This is a genomic window from Enterobacter sp. MGH 24, from assembly GCF_000493015.1.
GTDB lineage: Bacteria > Pseudomonadota > Gammaproteobacteria > Enterobacterales > Enterobacteriaceae > Enterobacter.
Map to the genome: position 1 here is coordinate 3,681,805 of NZ_KI535657.1, position 16,188 is coordinate 3,697,992.

Sequence of the window (16,188 nt, forward strand, 5' to 3'; positions counted from 1 at the left end):
AACGCCATGTGAATTATAAATTATACCGTTGACGTCACGTTGTTGAGGTGGCGTCGTTCTTTCGGAACCACGTTGATGTAATGCGTGACATACGCAAAATACAAACCGGCATAATTTTCCACCAGTTCGATAAAGGCCGGGTAAATCGACATCCTTCCATCACCCCTATCTTTAAGATAGCCCGCCTCTTGCGCCGTTTTGATAATTCGGTTGACGTGAATGCGTGAAACGAAAAATTCCTTAGCGAGGGTGCTGGCAGAATAATCAATAATTGCACCGTGTGCTGATTTGTTTTTTACCGCCTGCAGATAAAGATATAGCATAATCATTCGGCCTCCGTCTTTATCGATAAATAACCCCACTTCCGGTAAAACCTTCCTGAACGTTAATCCCCGAAAGAGGTATTCCGCCGCGCGGCGGAAAAAGTTATTTCTTAAAATGTCATTGTCCAGCAAATTGACGTCAATATTAAACGCAGGATACAGAATGCTGACGGGTATAAATGCGCCGGACATATAGCGTTTAAGTTCATTCAATCCTTTTTCGGTTGGGGCAATTCTTGTTTTTCGCCTGTCTTCCGTACAGCGCCAGGTCCTGATGCGCCCTGTGGTTCGCAGTATCGTAATGATCGCAATAACGCTGTTGGGGCTGGCTATCTTATAGCGAGAACATAACTCTTTAATCTCAGAAACTGACTCGGCCTGATTTCCAAAAATAAAACAACACATGGAGAGGATAATGTTAAATCGTGATTCCTGCAGCATCGTTTTGTAGAACAGAGGTTGTTTTTTGTAGATGGTGTCATTAATTGTGTAGTGCTCTAATATTGCCTCACCGAATCGTGGATTGTTTTTTATAACATCCCTTCGATGTAGCAAGGCCCTGGATGAGATGTGATTATCCATAGCATTTTCTCGTATTTGAATGAGCCGATAGATGAAGTGTTTAGTCTTCTTTTTCGGACTTCTCATTATACCTGAGAATGAGAGGTTTGCCGTTGTTATTTGAAAATAAAAGTATATTTCAATGGCGGTGATTAACGCAAAGATGTTCCTGTGAGTTCAGTTGATAACGGTTTCTTAGTCTCAGGCTGTACTGTAAAATTAATGTTTATAACAGGTGCGTTAAATTTTGCACATTCACAGATGGACATGGCGCTTTAGTGCCCAGGAGCAGGTTATGACCCACAAAATTTCTCTCAGAAATGGGGCGTGCGACGAACAAAAATTTGTCATTTCAGCCTGCGGTTTTACGTTCCAGGGATACAGTTTGATCCTTAATCAGTATGGTATTCAGGCTTCGCGTATTCACTTTAACGGGGATGAGGCTTCTCATGAAGATATTGAAAATATTCTTATAAATCAGAATGCTAATATTGTGGTGTTCCTCGGAAAAGGTATCGTTACTCTCCTGGAGAGCCTGAAGCGACTGGCATCCGTGCTCAATGCGCTTCCCGTTATTCGACGCGTCACCCTGTACGGAGACATGCCGGATGGCTGGTTGTATCGTACCCTGACCAGTCTTTTAAATAACAGTTATCAATTATCATTAATTCGTGTAGCCCGCGTTTCAGATGTCATAAGCTGTATTCATACGAAATATAACGTCTTTAAGGATCGTTCGTACCTGTTACGCGATCGCTGTAGAGATAATGCTTCGCAAGAAAACGTAAAGTGGTTAACAAAAAGAGAAATTGACGTTTTGTTAAATTTCTACCGCGGCATGTCCGTAAAAGAGATGTGTGACGAAATGGGGCTTTCTAATAAAACGGTTTATACCCATCGCAAGGAAGGCGTGCTGAAATTACGCTTAATTAAGCGATGGCTACACGATCCACATAATTTTAAAGCGGAAGGAGGGGTTAAATATCAGCGTCCAAAAAAAGAGTTTACGAATAAGGAAACAGAAATCTTCAATGCGCTACTTAAAAGAGAGATATTTCCTGCCTATCAAATAATTACCGATCGCGACAAAAAGGGTGTTGGATTTGAAATACTGATTCGCTGGAATAAAAACGGTAAAATTGTCAAGCCAGCCAGCTTTCTCGCGGATATCTCCAGTCATGAAATATGGTTAAAAATAACAGCGCTAGTCATCCATGCTGCCGTGTCGGGGATTAATAAATATAATGGAAAATACTATTTTTCAGTGAATATCCCACCACGCCTGGCTTCCGGAAACGCATTGCCTGATATGGCGAAAAAAGCTATCGACATGCTGCTCAAACCACAATGGGCCGAAAAGCTGGTCTTTGAATTTGCTGAAGATATTGACGTGACGAAGGACAAAAGGATCCCTGAAACCATGCGGCATTTACGTAACACGGGATGTCGATTGTTTCTGGATGACTGTTTCTCTAATCATCAAACCATGTTCCCGGTGCGGCAAGTACATTTTGATGGTCTTAAGCTGGATCGGGACATCGTTGAGCATTTTGTAGCAAATGACAATGACTATAACCTGATTAAAGCGATACAGCTTTATAGCGACATGACCGGAACGGACTGTATTGCGGAGGGGGTTGATAGTGAAGAAAAATTTGAGAAATTAGTCGCGCTGGGCGTCAAGAATTTTCAGGGTTATTATTTATCGCGAGCCGTGAAAGAGGAGGAGTTAGATCGCATGGTGAGGTTGTTTAGTTAATAAAAAAAGCCCCGAAGGGCCTTTCATTATTTTCGACCCAGCAGCAGGCCGAGAACAATACCGACCGCACCTGCTGCAACGAGGCCGGTGAGGGGGTTATTTCTGACAGCTTCAGTAACGTCGGTAACGGCATCGTTGGCCTGCGCGGCATATTTTTTAGCTGCACCTTTGACCTGATGCTTTGGTGAATCTACAAAATCACCGAACTGCTGTTGCGCTGAACCTGCAAGTTCATCAAGTTTATTTTTTGCTTTGTCTTCAGCAAACTGGGTGTTTTTATCAGTACCGAAATCAGACATTTTTGCCTCCTTTTGTTGATAATTAAAGGATAGCCGCTCTTTGCAGATGTGGGAGGCGAAAGGTTAATTTCGGCACCTGACAGGGCTGTTTTAGGATATATCTCTATACCGGGAACCCGTTATTTCTCATTGTCATCCTGACCATAATACAGTTTCCCGATGCGGATCAGCGGGCGGCCCTGAGACTTACGATGCAGGTTACTGTCCCTGAGCGAATAAACGCACCCGCAGTATTCCTGCTGGTAAAACTGCTCCCGCTTGCTGATCTCAATCATGCGAGAGGAGCCGCCCTGTTTACGCCAGTTATAGTCCCAGTAAACCATACCCGGATAGCGTGCGGCAGCACGCTGGCCGCAGTCATTTATCTGCTGCATGTTTTTCCAGCGGGAGATCCCCAGCGAGCTGCTGATGACGCTGAATCCATTTTCTGCTGCATAGAGCGCCGTACGTTCGAAACGCATATCGAAGCACATGGTGCAGCGGACGCCACGCTCGGGTTCCCATTCCATGCCTTTCGCGCGCTCAAACCAGTTATCGGTGTCGTAATCGGCATCAACAAACGGCACGCCGTGTTTTTCCGCAAAGCGAATATTCTCCTCTTTCCGAATAAGGTATTCCTTTTGTGGATGGATATTAGGGTTGTAGAAGAAAATCGTGTAGTCAATCCCCGACGCCTGGATAGCCTCCATCACTTCACCCGAGCAGGGGGCGCAGCAGGAGTGCAACAGCAGCTTGTCGGCACCGTCTGGCAGGGAAAGTTGTGGGCGGATAAAAGGGGCTGTCGTCATGGCGTTCTGCACTATGTTTATGAAATTTATGGAAGGGTAGCATAAATTCAGAATCTGTTGAGGCGGGATCAAGCCAGGACAGAGCGATCCCGCGGGCGGGATCTTCTCCGATACCACGTGTCGCTATTCGGCAAATTTCAGCAGCGCTTCGCCATCAAGACGATAGCGAACCCATTCGGACTGCGGCAGCGCGCCTATGCTCAGGTAAAAATCAATGGCGGGCTGGTTCCAGTCCAGCACGCTCCATTCAAGGCGACCGCACTGTCGTTTTACCGCGAGCTGCGCAATATGTTTCAGCAGCGCTCTTCCCGCGCCTTTACCGCGATAGTCCGGGGAAACGTACAGGTCTTCCATGTAAATACCGTTGCGTCCGAGCCAGGTCGAATAGCTGGTGAAGAACACGGCATAGCCGGCGATCTTACCTTCATATTCCGCGATCAACGCTTCGGTTTTACCGCCGGTGCCAAAGAGCGTTTCCCGGATCTCCTCTGGCGTGGTAACCACCTCTTCCGGCGCTTTTTCATACACCGCGAGCTCGTAGATCATGGCGTAAATTGCCGCCGCATCTTCGGGACGGGCCTGACGAATGGTTATGCTCATTGTTTTTCCTGTTTTTTAGCCTGTGTTTCGATTGATGGCGTTAAGCATACGGAGTATTGTCCGAAGAATTAAGTGCAATGAAATCAACAAATGATGAATATTATGCATCCAGTACTGAGACGCCTTGATTTAAACCTGCTGCCCGTTTTCGACGCGATTTACCGCCACCGTTCCGTTCGGCTTGCTGCTGATGAGCTGGCGATGAGCACTTCAGCGCTGAGCCATGCGCTGTCGCGATTGCGCATCACCCTTAATGACCCGCTCTTTTTTCGGGAAGGGCATCGCATGTCCCCCAGCGTGTATGCCTCTCACCTTGCGCCTTCCATTGCTTCCGCACTGTCGTTCCTGAATCATGAGCTGACCCCGCAGCCGGAGTTTGATCCGGCCAGCAGTACCGAAAGCTTACTCATTGGGATTACGGACTTTACCGCGCTGTGCATTTTCCCGGCGCTGATGCACAAACTGCAGCTTGCTGCTCCGGGTTTGCGTTTCGAATTACGCTATCTTCCGCACAGCCCGGCGCTGACGGAACTGCTGGCTGGCGAAGTGGATCTCGCGCTGGGGTTCAGCACTCAGGATGATATCCGGCACCCGGAACTGGAAGAGATCGACTGGTTTGAAGATGAGTATGTGGTCATCAGCAACGCGCGCCGAACGCGTCTTACGCTGGAGGATTATCTCGCAGCCCGACACCTGGTGGTGACGCCATGGAATGAGAAGCAGGGCGTTCTGGACGTGCGGCTTGAGCAATTGGGCTATACCCGACAAATCGCGATCAAAACGCCGTCGATGCTCAGCGCGCCGTTTATCGTTGCGGAAAGCGACCTGCTGATGGCAATCCCCCGTTTTGCCGCTGAGAAGCTAGCTGCGGCAGCGGACCTGAGGATTTTTCCTTTACCGTTTACGATACGCACGTTTGAGGTGAAAATTTACTCGCACAAACGCAGCGGACAGCGGGGCGCAACGCGCTGGCTTAAGGAGGCGCTGCAAACGCTGGCGCGTCATTCCGGGCTGTCTGGCTCCCGGGAGGAAAGTACGATATCGTAACTCTATGATTGAATCAGGAGTTCGCAGGAACGCCTTCGCAACAGGACGATAAATGATTGATGACATCCGTTATCTGATAGTGTTTGCAAAGATTGCTGAGGCAGGATCCATTTCAGGCGGGGCAGAAGCGCTAGGGCTTACAACTGCAACGGCAAGCACGCATTTATCAAAGCTGGAAAAAAATCTTGGCTGCGCGTTGCTCTACAGAAACACCCGTAAACTCTCTCTGACTCACGATGGCGCAAGCTTGCTGGAAACGGCCAAATCGATGCTGGCGCTTTATGAGCAGGGGGTCATTGAATTTAAGCAGCGTTCGATCTCAACGGCGAATAAGCTTACGGTTTCTCTTCCTGCCGTTTTTTTGAAGAGTGCGTTTACCCGCCATCTGGCCGATTTTATAAAACGTCATCCGGGCATTTTACTGAATATCTCTTACAGCGATACGCGCAGAGATATTATTGCCGACGGTATCGATGTGGCATTTCGAATCGGCGAACTTCCGGACAGTTCTCTTAAAGCGCGCCATCTTTTTGTGCTGCCGCGCCAGGTAGTCGCTTCCCGTGATTTGCTCAGTCATTACCCGACGATTACGCATCCTGATGACCTGGCGAAACTGCCGTGGATTGGACTCAATATGAGGCAGAATAACCGGGAATTCCGGCATAAATCTGGGGAGGTGGCTGTCGTAACGTATACGCCTGGGGTGTATGTAGATAATGTCGAAGCCGCGTATGCCCTTGCCAGACAACAAATTGGACTCGCAGCACCTCCTCGCTATTTAAGCGAAGAGGACGTTAAGCGTGGAGAAATGCAGGAAATACTTCCTGACTGGTCATTAGAACCGCTGAAAGTGTATGCCGTATGGCCTTCTAATATGTCGACCAGCAGTATTGCCTACAAATTGATTAATGATATTTATAACGCGATTGAATTTCACACGTTATAAAGGTTTTAAAATGCTAAAGAAAGCATGTAACACGCCGTAATAAGCAACAGTCCGCCCATCATCACGTTAAACGTACGGAGCTGCCGTGTGCTCCTGAGCAGCACCGACACCTTTTCTCCCATCAATGCCCATGCCGAAAGCGACAGGTAACAGACTAAAAAATAGATTGTTATGAAGACGAGTGCTGTCGCAGGGTTTGCGGGTTCTGAAAACAACGCTGCCCCTGAAGCGCACGCGGTCCATGCTTTGGGATTGATCCACTGCATGACAAAACCCTGAACAAAACCGGGTGAATCCGTTTTGGTTAATGACATATCGGGCCGGGACGATGCTATCCTATAGCCCAGATACATAATAAATAAAGAACCGGCAATATTAAGATAACGGAAAAATACAGGATATTTTTCGATTGCAGCGTAAAAACCGAAACAAATAAAGATAAGTAATAACGTAAACCCTATCGTTGCACCGGAGACAAATGAGAAGGTATTTTTAAAACCGTGAACGGCACCAGACGATATAATCACCATATTAACCGGGCCAGGAGAAAATGAAAGCGTCAGTGAAAATATAAACATTGTAAAAAGTAACAGCATTTTATCTCCGTGGGTTGGCTTATCTGCATTAGAGGTACCGCGACTATTAAGTCACGACTTTACTTGTTATGTTTCTGAATACTATCTGGGAACGTACGACAGAGTAAGTGGCCTTTATCTAAAGGTGTGTTTGATTTTTTGCTCCGACCGCGCAGGCGCGGGTGGCCCATTAGTGACAGGGTTTCCGTTATTTACTCTGTGGTCTGCGAGGACGACTCGCTGGCTTGCGACGCAGGCTGGCAGGAGACTGTAGGCCGGGTAAGCGCAGTGCCGCCCGGCAGAAATGGCGGTTAATAAGGGATAGTCAATTTAACGGCAGATAGATATCGGTTTGCAGCGCATGTTCCGGCACCTCGTGAATAAAGTTGAGGTAGTGGAAAAATACCGGGGCATCACGCAGCGTTTCGCCGCTGGCCGGTAGCCAGTCGCGAAACATCGCCCACACCGTGGCGGAAATGGTATCCAGCGAGCCCGTGTGACGCCCGACGGCGTAACGACCACCATCGATTTCACCGCTGAAAACCCCAAATTCATTCTCTGGTATTGCTTCAGAGGTACTGCCACAGATATCGAAACGAAAGGCTTCTGCGGGTGTGGTTGCCGGGTCATCCCAGGCAATGCCAAACGTGCTGCTTTCGTGTACTGGCGATAGGCCCGTGCTTTTACGCCAGGCAATAAATTTCGCCGCGCTGTCATTAACCCGTTCCGGACTGCCGCGGTGCTGTAGCATTGCCACTTGGGTCTGTGGGAAATTTACAATCTTAATTTCCATCGTTTTTTGCTCCTGAAAGGTCATTTTAGGTACGCGCTGGTGCCAGTTCAGCCAGTCCGGCTGTTGCCGAAACTGACGCGGGCTTTTTCCAAACGCATTTCTGAAGGCGCGACTGAACGATTCAGGGCTCTGGAACCCGGCATCGAGCGCAATATCAATCACCTTATCCTGAGGGTTAAACGCCAGTCGCCAGGACGCATGACGCAGGCGTAGCCACTGGATATAGCGATACAGAGGCTGACCGTTAAATGCCAGAAACTGCCGGTGAAAATGATAAGGCGAACAGCAGGCTAACGCGCTGAGCTTCTCCAGCGTGAGCGGTTCATCAAGATGGCGGGCGATATAGTCGCACACCATCGTGAAGCGCTCGCGGTAAGCCGTTTTGATTGCATCGTTCATTGCATCCTCCTGATGACCCACTTTGCATCAGCGAACGGCCAGAATCCTGACCGATCTTGCTAATTATGGAGAAGTTATACTGGCCGCATATCGTTGTGCCGCAGCAATCGCCCTCTCGTCAAAAATATACTGTTCGAAATGATGATTCGCATCGGTGACGCGATATATTTTCCATTTACCGTCTTCATTGCGCAGATACACGTTTAACCGCAGTTTTTGCCCATTACCTGCACCCAGTTCGACGTTAACAACTTTTCCGGACACCGAGTTTATCGCGTTGCTTACGCTTAGGTCAGGGATCCACTCCGCCGCATAGTCTTGCGTATAGGTAAAATAATCAGAACCGATAATTTCTTGTTCATAGAGAGAGGAAATTTTTTGCAGTCGGGAGAGCGTGTCTTGCGCAATATAGTCACGCATTTTTGGTGAATCGAGATTATCTTCTTTGCTGTCTGTAACGAAAGCAGTGAGGTAAAACGTGTAAAAGTCATGAGTACGTTTTTCCGGCGCATCCATTTGCGTTGAACATCCCGTTAGTAACAGGCACATCAAGAGAACGTAACGCATCAGCTTTTCCTGTAAATTTTGTAAGCAGGGCGTGAGGAGCGATATCCCGGGCCACCCCACATATCTCTTTGTCTGAAGTCAGAGTACCAGGTAGTGCCGTCATAAATTGCCATGTGACCCGCAGGATTACCTCCAGCATAAGGCTGAATAACAACCACATCGCCTTCCTGTAATGTTTCACCTTGCCCTAAAACTCGAAAACCTGCCCGTTCAAGGTTACTGCCATAGTCTTTTGCGTTAGGTGCATTGCCAACATCCACGCCACCTGCACGTATTGCCTTACGCGTATATTCTCCACAGCGTTTTTGCGATGAAGTTCCTGCATTTTGGCGTGCATGCAGGGCCGCTGCGTGTTTGTTCCATGCCATGTGTTAACTCCTGTTGTATATGAAATCGTCACTAAACAACGGAAGCTACAATCCGGTTAGGCAAATAATGTCATTAAAAAATTATATATTTCAGAAGATTATCTCTTTTTGAAGTTTTATTCGCTTGGTTGATGATATGCGGTAGATACGCTGATGTTGCAATGGAAACAGAAGGTTTACATCGAGATAAAAGTTAAATACCATACCCCCCTATAGTATTAGGAGGGCGTATGCCGCATTCACCCGAAGATAAAAAACGTATTCTTACCCGCGTCCGCCGCATTCGGGGCCAGGTTGATGCCCTGGAACGCGCGCTGGAGTCGGGCGCCCCCTGTCTGGCCATCCTGCAGCAAATCGCCGCCGTGCGCGGGGCTGCCAATGGCCTGATGGGCGAAATGGTTGAAATTCACCTCAAAGATGAGCTGGTAACGGGGGAAACCACGCCGGATCAGCGAGCCGTACGCATGGCGGAAGTCGGCCATTTGCTGCGCTCTTATCTAAAATAAACCCACACACCTGACAAGAAGGGAAGACATATGAAATCTCGCGCTGCAGTTGCATTTGGTCCCGGCCAGCCGCTGAAAATCGTTGAAATAGACGTGGCACCGCCGAAGAAAGGCGAAGTGCTGATCAAAATCACCCATACCGGCGTGTGCCATACCGATGCGTTTACGCTCTCCGGTGACGATCCGGAAGGCGTCTTCCCGGCGGTGCTGGGTCATGAAGGCGGCGGGATTGTCGTGGAAGTGGGCGAGGGCGTGACCAGCCTGAAGCCGGGGGATCACGTGATCCCGCTGTACACGGCGGAATGCGGCGAGTGTAAGTTCTGTAAATCCGGTAAAACCAACCTCTGCCAGGCGGTTCGCGCGACTCAGGGGAAAGGACTGATGCCGGACGGCACTACCCGTTTCTCTTATAACGGCGAGCCTGTTTATCACTACATGGGCACCAGCACCTTCAGCGAATACACCGTTTGCGCGGAGATTTCGCTGGCGAAGGTAAACCCGCAGGCACCGCTGGATAAAGTCTGCCTGCTGGGCTGCGGCGTGACCACCGGTATTGGCGCGGTGCATAACACAGCAAAAGTTAAAGAGGGCGATACCGTTGCGGTGTTCGGTCTCGGCGGCATTGGTCTGGCGGTGATTCAGGGCGCGGTGCAGGCGAAGGCCGGGCGTATCATCGCGGTCGACACCAACCCGGAGAAATTCAAGCTGGCGGGTGAAATGGGCGCGACCGATTTCGTGAACCCGAAAGATCACGAAAAACCGATTCAGGATGTCATTGTTGAGATGACCGACGGCGGCGTTGACTTCAGCTTCGAATGTATCGGCAACGTGAACGTGATGCGTTCCGCGCTGGAGTGCTGCCACAAAGGCTGGGGCGAGAGCATCATCATTGGCGTGGCCGGTGCGGGTCAGGAGATTAAAACCCGTCCATTCCAGCTGGTGACCGGGCGCGTGTGGCGCGGTTCCGCGTTTGGCGGCGTGAAGGGTCGTACCCAGTTGCCGGGGATGGTTGAAGATGCTATGGCCGGCAAGATCCAGCTTGACCCGTTCATCACCCACCGTTTACCGCTGGAGCAGATCAACGAGGCGTTCGATCTGATGCATGAAGGAAAATCCATCCGCACCGTCATTCATTTCGGCGACAAGTAACTCTTCTGCCAGCGGTTTTTCGCCGCTGGCGTTTCTTTAATAATCTTCTCTAAAGTGTGACCAGTGCGGCGTTTTTAGCCGTAATCTAAATCTCAGCCGTGCCGATGACTATCTAACAGGCGTGTTTTTACGCATCTTACCTACAAGAGAGTCGACGGTCATGGACAACACTACTTCGATGCTGGCGCAGCGCAAGCTGGGCTTCTTGCATCACATCAGGCTGGTTCCGCTGTTTTCCTCCATTCTCGGTGGCATTATTCTTCTGTTTGCCTTGAGCTCGGGTCTGGCGGGGTATTTCCTGCTGCAGGCCGATCGCGATCAGCAGGATGTCACATCCGAAATTCAGGTGCGTATGGGGCTGTCGAACAGCTCAAACCATCTGCGAACCGCGCGTATCAATTTGATCCACGCCGGTGCGGCAAGCCGCATCGCGGAGATGGATGCGATGAAGCAAAACATCAGCGAGGCGGAAACGCGCATTAAGCAGTCCCAGGAGAGCTTTACCGCCTATATGAATCGTGCCGTGCGTACCGCTGAGGACGAAGCGCTGGATGCTGACCTTAAATCGCGCTACGACGCCTATATTGCGGGTCTGCAGCCGATGGTGAAATTCGCCAAAAACGGCATGTTCGAAGCGATAATCAATCACGAAAATGAAACGGCCCGCCCGCTGGATGACGCGTACAACGCCGTTCTGCTGAAGGCGATTAAGATCCGTACCGACCGCGCAAGTGCGCTGACGGCGCAGGCGCACAGCCGCACGCAATTGGGCCTGATGTTTATGGTGGGCGCGTTTGCGCTGGCGCTGGTGCTGACGGCGATGACCTTTGTTGTGCTGCGCCGTACGGTAATCAATCCGCTGCAGCGGGCAGCGAAACGTATCGAGAATATCGCCAAAGGCGACCTGACGATGCCGGACGATGTGGCCGGGCGCAGCGAAATTGGCCGCCTGACGCGCGATCTGCAAACCATGCAGCACTCGCTGGAAAACACCGTGGGCACCGTACGTCAGGGGGCGGAGGAGATCTACCGCGGCACCAGCGAGATTTCAGCCGGTAACACCGATCTCTCTTCGCGCACCGAGCAGCAGGCCGCAGCCATTGAGCAAACCGCCGCAAGCATGGAACAGCTTACCGCGACGGTGAAACAGAACGCCGATAACGCCCATCATGCCAGCAAGCTGGCGGAAGATGCCTCCGGTAAGGCCAGCCGCGGCGGACAGATGGTCTCCGGCGTGGTCAAAACCATGGGCAATATCTCCACCAGTTCGAAAAAGATCTCTGAGATTACCGCCGTGATTAACAGCATTGCGTTCCAGACCAATATCCTGGCGCTTAACGCGGCGGTAGAAGCCGCGCGTGCGGGTGAACAGGGGCGCGGGTTTGCCGTGGTGGCAAGTGAAGTCCGTACTCTTGCAAGCCGCAGTGCGAATGCCGCAAAAGAGATCGAAAGCCTGATCAACGAATCGGTTTCGCTGATCGATCAGGGCTCCGGTGAAGTTGTCGCCGCCGGTCATACCATGAATGAAATCGTCGATGCGGTTAAACGCGTAACCGACATCATGCTGGAGATTGCCGCCGCGTCCGATGAGCAGAGCCGCGGTATTGTGCAGGTGAGTCAGGCGATTTCCGAGATGGATAAAGTGACCCAGCAGAACGCCTCGCTGGTGGAGGAAGCCTCCGCCGCGGCGGCGTCACTGGAGGAACAGGGCGCGCGGCTGACCGAGGCGGTTGGGGCGTTTCGTTTGAGCGGTGCAAAGTCGGGCCGGGCGGTGGTGTCTGCGCCAGCGGTGAAGAACGCGCCGTTGCGCCCTGCGGCGACGGTTTCCGGGGAAAACTGGGAGACGTTCTGAGTGGCGTGTTGTGTCGGGTGACGCTTCGCTTACCCGACCCACCAAATCTGACCTACAAAAAAAGGGACCTTTCGGTCCCTTTTTCACATCTTACTTTTTATCGGGTAATGCGTACGCGATAACGTAATCACCGCGATCCGGCGACTGGCGAGCGCCCCCGGCGTTGATGATGATGTACTGTTTACCGGTTTTCGGCGACACGTAGGTCATCGGGCCGGACTGGCTACCGACAGGCAGGCGGTCTTTCCAGATCTCTTTCCCGGTGGCGGTATCAAACGCGCGCAGGTAGAAATCCTGCGTGCCGGCGAAGAACAGCAGGCCGGACTGGGTCGAGAGCGATGCGCCCAGGGTCGGCATACCGATTGGGATTGGCATGTGCATGCGAATGCCCAGCGGGCCGGTATCTTCCACCGTGCCGACAGGCACCTGCCACACCAGCTTGCCGGTTTTCAGGTCAACGGCAGACATTGTGCCAAACGGCGGCTTCTGGCACGGAATGCCCAGCGGCGACAGGAAGCGTTCGCGCATCGCGCCGAACGGCGTGCCGTCCATCGGTACGATGCCCATCTCGATGCCGCTGGCGTTTTTCGCCACGTTAGCGCGCGGTACCATGTAGTTTGCCAGGCCCAGGCGCATATCGTTGACGAACATCAGGCTGTTGTTCGGGTCAACGGAGACGCTGCCCCAGTTCATCCCGCCGAGAGAGCCAGGGAACTGCAGGGAACGGTCGAGACCCGGCGGGGTGAAGACGCCCTGATGACGCATCTCTTTAAACTGAATGCGGCACAGCAGCAGGTCGACAGGCGTCGCCCCCCACATGTCGGATTCGGTCAGCGTCTGGTTGCCAATCATCGGCATACCAACGGAATACGGCTGGGTCGGAGAATAGCGTTCACCTTCAACGTTCCCCGCCGGAACGGGACGTTCTTCTACCTTCGCCACCGGCTTGCCGGTTTCGCGGTTAAGCATGAAGATCATGCCCTGCTTGCTGGTCTGCACCAGCACAGGCGTGGTGCCGCCTTTACCGTCCGGCAGGTCGTACAGCAGCGGCTGGGAAGGCAGGTCGAAATCCCACAGGTCGTGGTGGGTCGTCTGGAAATGCCAGCGCACCTGACCGGTGGTCGCGTCAACGGCGACGATGGAAGAGCTGTATTTATCGTCGAGCGCGGTACGTTCGCCCGCCCAGAAATCCGGGGTGGCGTTGCCGGTTGGCAGGTAGATCAGGTTCAGCTTAGCGTCGTAGGACATCGCTGACCAGACGTTCGGCGTGCCGCGGGTGTAGGTCTGACCTTCCGGCGGCAGGCCGGTCAGGTTTGGATTACCCGGATCCCACGCCCACGCCAGTTTACCGGTGTGTACGTCGTAGGCGCGCACCACGCCCGGCGGTTCGCCGGTGGAGAAGTTATCTGCGACGCGACCGCCGACGACAACGACATTCCCGGCGACAAGCGGCGTGGAGGTTTGCTGATAGTAGCCGGGCTTAATTTCGCCCATGCCGATGCTCAGATCCACGGTGCCATGGTCGCCGAAGTCTTCGCAGACCTTGCCGGTATCCGCGTTGATGGCAATCAGGCGGGCGTCGGTGGTCGGCAGGAACAGGCGGCGAGGGCATGCCGCAGGCGGTGTCTCCGCCTGTGACGTTGTCACGCTGGAATGGTCTTCAAAATAGCCCAGACCGCGGCAGCGCTGCCAGTTAGGCGCCGTGGCTTTTGAATCGTAGCGCCATTTTTCTTTACCGGAATCCACGTCTAGCGCCAGCACTTTACTGTATGGGGTACAGACATACAGCGTGTCGCCAACCTGTAAGGGGGTGTTCTGATCTTCCGCACCCGAGCCGTTGCTCTGCGGAATATCGCCGGTGTGCGCAACCCAGGCGACCTTCAGATCGCTGACGTTTTGCTTGTTAATCTGGTCCAGCGCGGCGAAACGGTCGCCGTGGGTGGTATTGCCCCAGTGCTCCCAGTTCTTTTGCTGCTCGCCGGGGGCGACGGGCTTGACCGGAACGGCCTCGTTCGCGGCCACCAGGGTTTGTGGCTTAAACATCCAGCCCAGGCTGACCAGCATGGCCACCGCGAGCACGGCCGCGACGCCAAAAGCGGGCGCCTTGTTCGCGGCGCTGTGGTTCGCAGCACGCAGGAAAGGCCAGACGATGGCGCAGAGGAAGGCCAGTACAGCAAAGGTAAACAGGCGAGAGAAGAGCGGCCAGAAATCCCAGCCCGCATCGCTTACCGCCCAGAACAGCGAGGCAATAAAGGCGATGCTGTAAAGCACGATCCCGCTGGTGCGATTGAGGAAAATCAGGATCGCGGCAATCACCATGACCACGCCCATTATCAGGAAGTATCCACTTCCGCCCACGGTGGCGAGCTTAAAGCCCAACCCGCCGACCGCCAGACCGATGAGCATCATCAGTCCGGCAAGAAGCCACTGCAGAATACGAGGTATCCCGCGCGGCGCGCTGCCAAATGCCATGTCTTTCTCCTTTCGATCCCCCGCCGTGTCGGGCGTGTACCAGTTGGGTAATAATGGCGGGAAGAATAATGATTAATACGGGTGAATTCGGTTTTTTAAAATGATTTGCGAACCATTTGGTGAATTCACCGTTATGATAAAACTGTTAAATTGTTTTACGCAATTGTTAATGGATTATTCCGCATTATTTGATTAACGCACGGGCTGGTCCCCTCGCCCCTAAGGGGAGAGGGTTAGGGTGAGGGGTGAAAAAGGTTTTATACCGGCATTGATTTACGGATAGCGCTCAGCAGCGTCTGTGCGCCGGTAGAAAGTGGGGTATCCACCCGGGTCAAAATGCCGATGGGTTCCCCGGCTCCTGGGGAGGTAATCGGCAGGGCGATCAGCGTCCCCTGGCGTAAATCATCTTTTACCGCGCCGGAGGGGACGAACCAGACGTAGTCATAATCCAGGGTGAGCTGGCGTGAAAGCGAGGCCGATAGCGTTTCGATACACCCTGAAGGCAACGTACATCCCTGCATTTGCAGCAACGTTTCGGCAGTCTGGCGGGGCACGGTGCCTTTCGGGCAAACCACAACCGGCCACTCCATCACGCGGCTTAGCGTCACCGTATCCTGCAAAAGGGGGTGATTGGGACGAACCACCAGCTTCAGAGATTCCAGGAATAACAGTTCGTAATTAAGTCCGCCCATCAGCTCAGGGTCGGACATTCGGCCGATACCAATATCCAGTTCGCCTGATTTCAACCCCGCGAGCAGCATGGTGTTGTTCATGGTGGCAACCTGGATAGTGGTATGCCGCTGCTGCTTGTGGAACTGGCCGATAACCGGCGGAAGAATGCCCAGCGCCGCAGTAGGCAAAGCACCCACGCGCACCACCTCACTGGATTGTTCTTCTTTTCGATGCAGGGACTGGCCTGCGGTATTGAGCGCATCCAGCACCTTAACGGCGTGCGTGAGGAACTGTTCGCCCACGATAGTGAGCTGCGCCCCCAGTCGCCCGCGATCAAAAAGACGGGCTCCGGTCAGCTGTTCCAGCTCGTTGAGGGTTTTCGAGAGCGCAGGCTGGCTCAGATTTAGGGTTTCAGCCGCACGCCCCAGCGTTCCCTGTTGAGCGACGGCCACAAATGTATGCAAATGGCGCAAGCGTATGCGCTGACTGAACAGACCATTTTTTTCCATAGG

General features: G+C 52.4%; 16 protein-coding genes. 6 read left to right on the plus strand and 10 right to left on the minus strand.

Annotation, left to right across the window (positions count from 1 at the left end; translation table 11 throughout):
* Nucleotides 1–20: 20 nt before the first annotated feature.
* Nucleotides 21–905 (minus strand): helix-turn-helix domain-containing protein, encoded by an 885-nt coding sequence (locus L370_RS04700; RefSeq protein WP_023335642.1) that lies wholly within the window; start codon nt 903–905, stop codon nt 21–23.
* A gap of 274 nt (nt 906–1,179) precedes the next feature.
* Here L370_RS04700 and L370_RS04695 point away from each other — a divergent pair, with 274 nt between their 5' ends.
* Nucleotides 1,180–2,643, plus strand: coding sequence for an EAL domain-containing protein (locus L370_RS04695; protein ID WP_023335643.1), 1,464 nt, complete (start codon nt 1,180–1,182; stop codon nt 2,641–2,643).
* A 26-nt stretch (nt 2,644–2,669) separates the two neighbouring features.
* Here L370_RS04695 and L370_RS04690 read toward each other — a convergent pair whose 3' ends face one another.
* The 3 genes from L370_RS04690 to L370_RS04680 form a co-directional block, all read right to left on the minus strand.
* The gene (locus tag L370_RS04690) at nt 2,670–2,942 is read right to left on the minus strand and encodes an ElaB/YgaM/YqjD family protein (protein ID WP_023335644.1); all 273 of its coding nucleotides are present in this window, start codon (nt 2,940–2,942) and stop codon (nt 2,670–2,672) included.
* Between the two features lie 119 nt (nt 2,943–3,061).
* Nucleotides 3,062–3,730 (minus strand): epoxyqueuosine reductase QueH, encoded by a 669-nt coding sequence (locus L370_RS04685; RefSeq protein WP_023335645.1) that lies wholly within the window; start codon nt 3,728–3,730, stop codon nt 3,062–3,064.
* A 123-nt stretch (nt 3,731–3,853) separates the two neighbouring features.
* On the minus strand, nt 3,854–4,330 hold the full coding sequence (locus tag L370_RS04680) for a GNAT family N-acetyltransferase (RefSeq protein ID WP_023335646.1): 477 nt from the start codon (nt 4,328–4,330) through the stop codon (nt 3,854–3,856).
* A gap of 90 nt (nt 4,331–4,420) precedes the next feature.
* Between L370_RS04680 and L370_RS04675 the strand changes: the two genes are divergently transcribed.
* The gene (locus L370_RS04675; RefSeq protein WP_023335647.1) at nt 4,421–5,377 is read left to right on the plus strand and encodes a LysR family transcriptional regulator; all 957 of its coding nucleotides are present in this window, start codon (nt 4,421–4,423) and stop codon (nt 5,375–5,377) included.
* A 52-nt stretch (nt 5,378–5,429) separates the two neighbouring features.
* A complete protein-coding gene (locus tag L370_RS04670; RefSeq protein WP_023335648.1) occupies nt 5,430–6,323 on the plus strand; it encodes a LysR family transcriptional regulator in 894 nt (297 codons plus the stop codon).
* A 5-nt stretch (nt 6,324–6,328) separates the two neighbouring features.
* Here the strand turns inward: L370_RS04670 and L370_RS04665 are convergent, their stop codons facing one another.
* The 4 genes from L370_RS04665 to L370_RS22980 form a co-directional block, all read right to left on the minus strand.
* Nucleotides 6,329–6,919 carry a LysE family translocator gene (locus tag L370_RS04665; RefSeq protein WP_023335649.1) on the minus strand — a complete coding sequence of 197 codons (591 nt, stop codon included), beginning with the start codon at nt 6,917–6,919 and terminating at the stop codon, nt 6,329–6,331.
* A gap of 304 nt (nt 6,920–7,223) precedes the next feature.
* Nucleotides 7,224–8,090, minus strand: coding sequence for an AraC family transcriptional regulator (locus L370_RS04660; protein ID WP_023335650.1), 867 nt, complete (start codon nt 8,088–8,090; stop codon nt 7,224–7,226).
* 63 nt (nt 8,091–8,153) lie between these two features.
* On the minus strand, nt 8,154–8,657 hold the full coding sequence (locus L370_RS04655) for a YqhG/Tai3 family protein (protein ID WP_023335651.1): 504 nt from the start codon (nt 8,655–8,657) through the stop codon (nt 8,154–8,156).
* Nucleotides 8,657–9,025 (minus strand): hypothetical protein, encoded by a 369-nt coding sequence (locus L370_RS22980; protein WP_023335652.1) that lies wholly within the window; start codon nt 9,023–9,025, stop codon nt 8,657–8,659. Before L370_RS22980 ends, L370_RS04655 begins: the two co-directional genes overlap by 1 nt.
* A gap of 230 nt (nt 9,026–9,255) precedes the next feature.
* Here L370_RS22980 and L370_RS04650 point away from each other — a divergent pair, with 230 nt between their 5' ends.
* The 3 genes from L370_RS04650 to L370_RS04640 all read left to right on the plus strand — a co-directional run bounded on the left by L370_RS04650 (nt 9,256) and on the right by L370_RS04640 (nt 12,532).
* Nucleotides 9,256–9,531 carry a metal/formaldehyde-sensitive transcriptional repressor gene (locus L370_RS04650; RefSeq protein ID WP_023335653.1) on the plus strand — a complete coding sequence of 92 codons (276 nt, stop codon included), beginning with the start codon at nt 9,256–9,258 and terminating at the stop codon, nt 9,529–9,531.
* 30 nt (nt 9,532–9,561) lie between these two features.
* Complete coding sequence (locus L370_RS04645; protein ID WP_023335654.1) at nt 9,562–10,680, plus strand: S-(hydroxymethyl)glutathione dehydrogenase/class III alcohol dehydrogenase; 1,119 nt, start codon at nt 9,562–9,564, stop codon at nt 10,678–10,680.
* 160 nt (nt 10,681–10,840) lie between these two features.
* Nucleotides 10,841–12,532 carry a methyl-accepting chemotaxis protein gene (locus L370_RS04640; protein ID WP_023335655.1) on the plus strand — a complete coding sequence of 564 codons (1,692 nt, stop codon included), beginning with the start codon at nt 10,841–10,843 and terminating at the stop codon, nt 12,530–12,532.
* A 90-nt stretch (nt 12,533–12,622) separates the two neighbouring features.
* Here the strand turns inward: L370_RS04640 and L370_RS04635 are convergent, their stop codons facing one another.
* Together L370_RS04635 and L370_RS04630 are read right to left on the minus strand one after the other, a co-directional pair.
* Nucleotides 12,623–15,004: a glucose/quinate/shikimate family membrane-bound PQQ-dependent dehydrogenase gene (locus L370_RS04635; protein ID WP_023335656.1), complete on the minus strand. Its 2,382-nt coding sequence runs from the start codon at nt 15,002–15,004 to the stop codon at nt 12,623–12,625.
* A 257-nt stretch (nt 15,005–15,261) separates the two neighbouring features.
* On the minus strand, nt 15,262–16,185 hold the full coding sequence (locus L370_RS04630; protein ID WP_023335657.1) for a LysR substrate-binding domain-containing protein: 924 nt from the start codon (nt 16,183–16,185) through the stop codon (nt 15,262–15,264).
* Between the last annotated feature and the right edge of the window lie 3 nt (nt 16,186–16,188).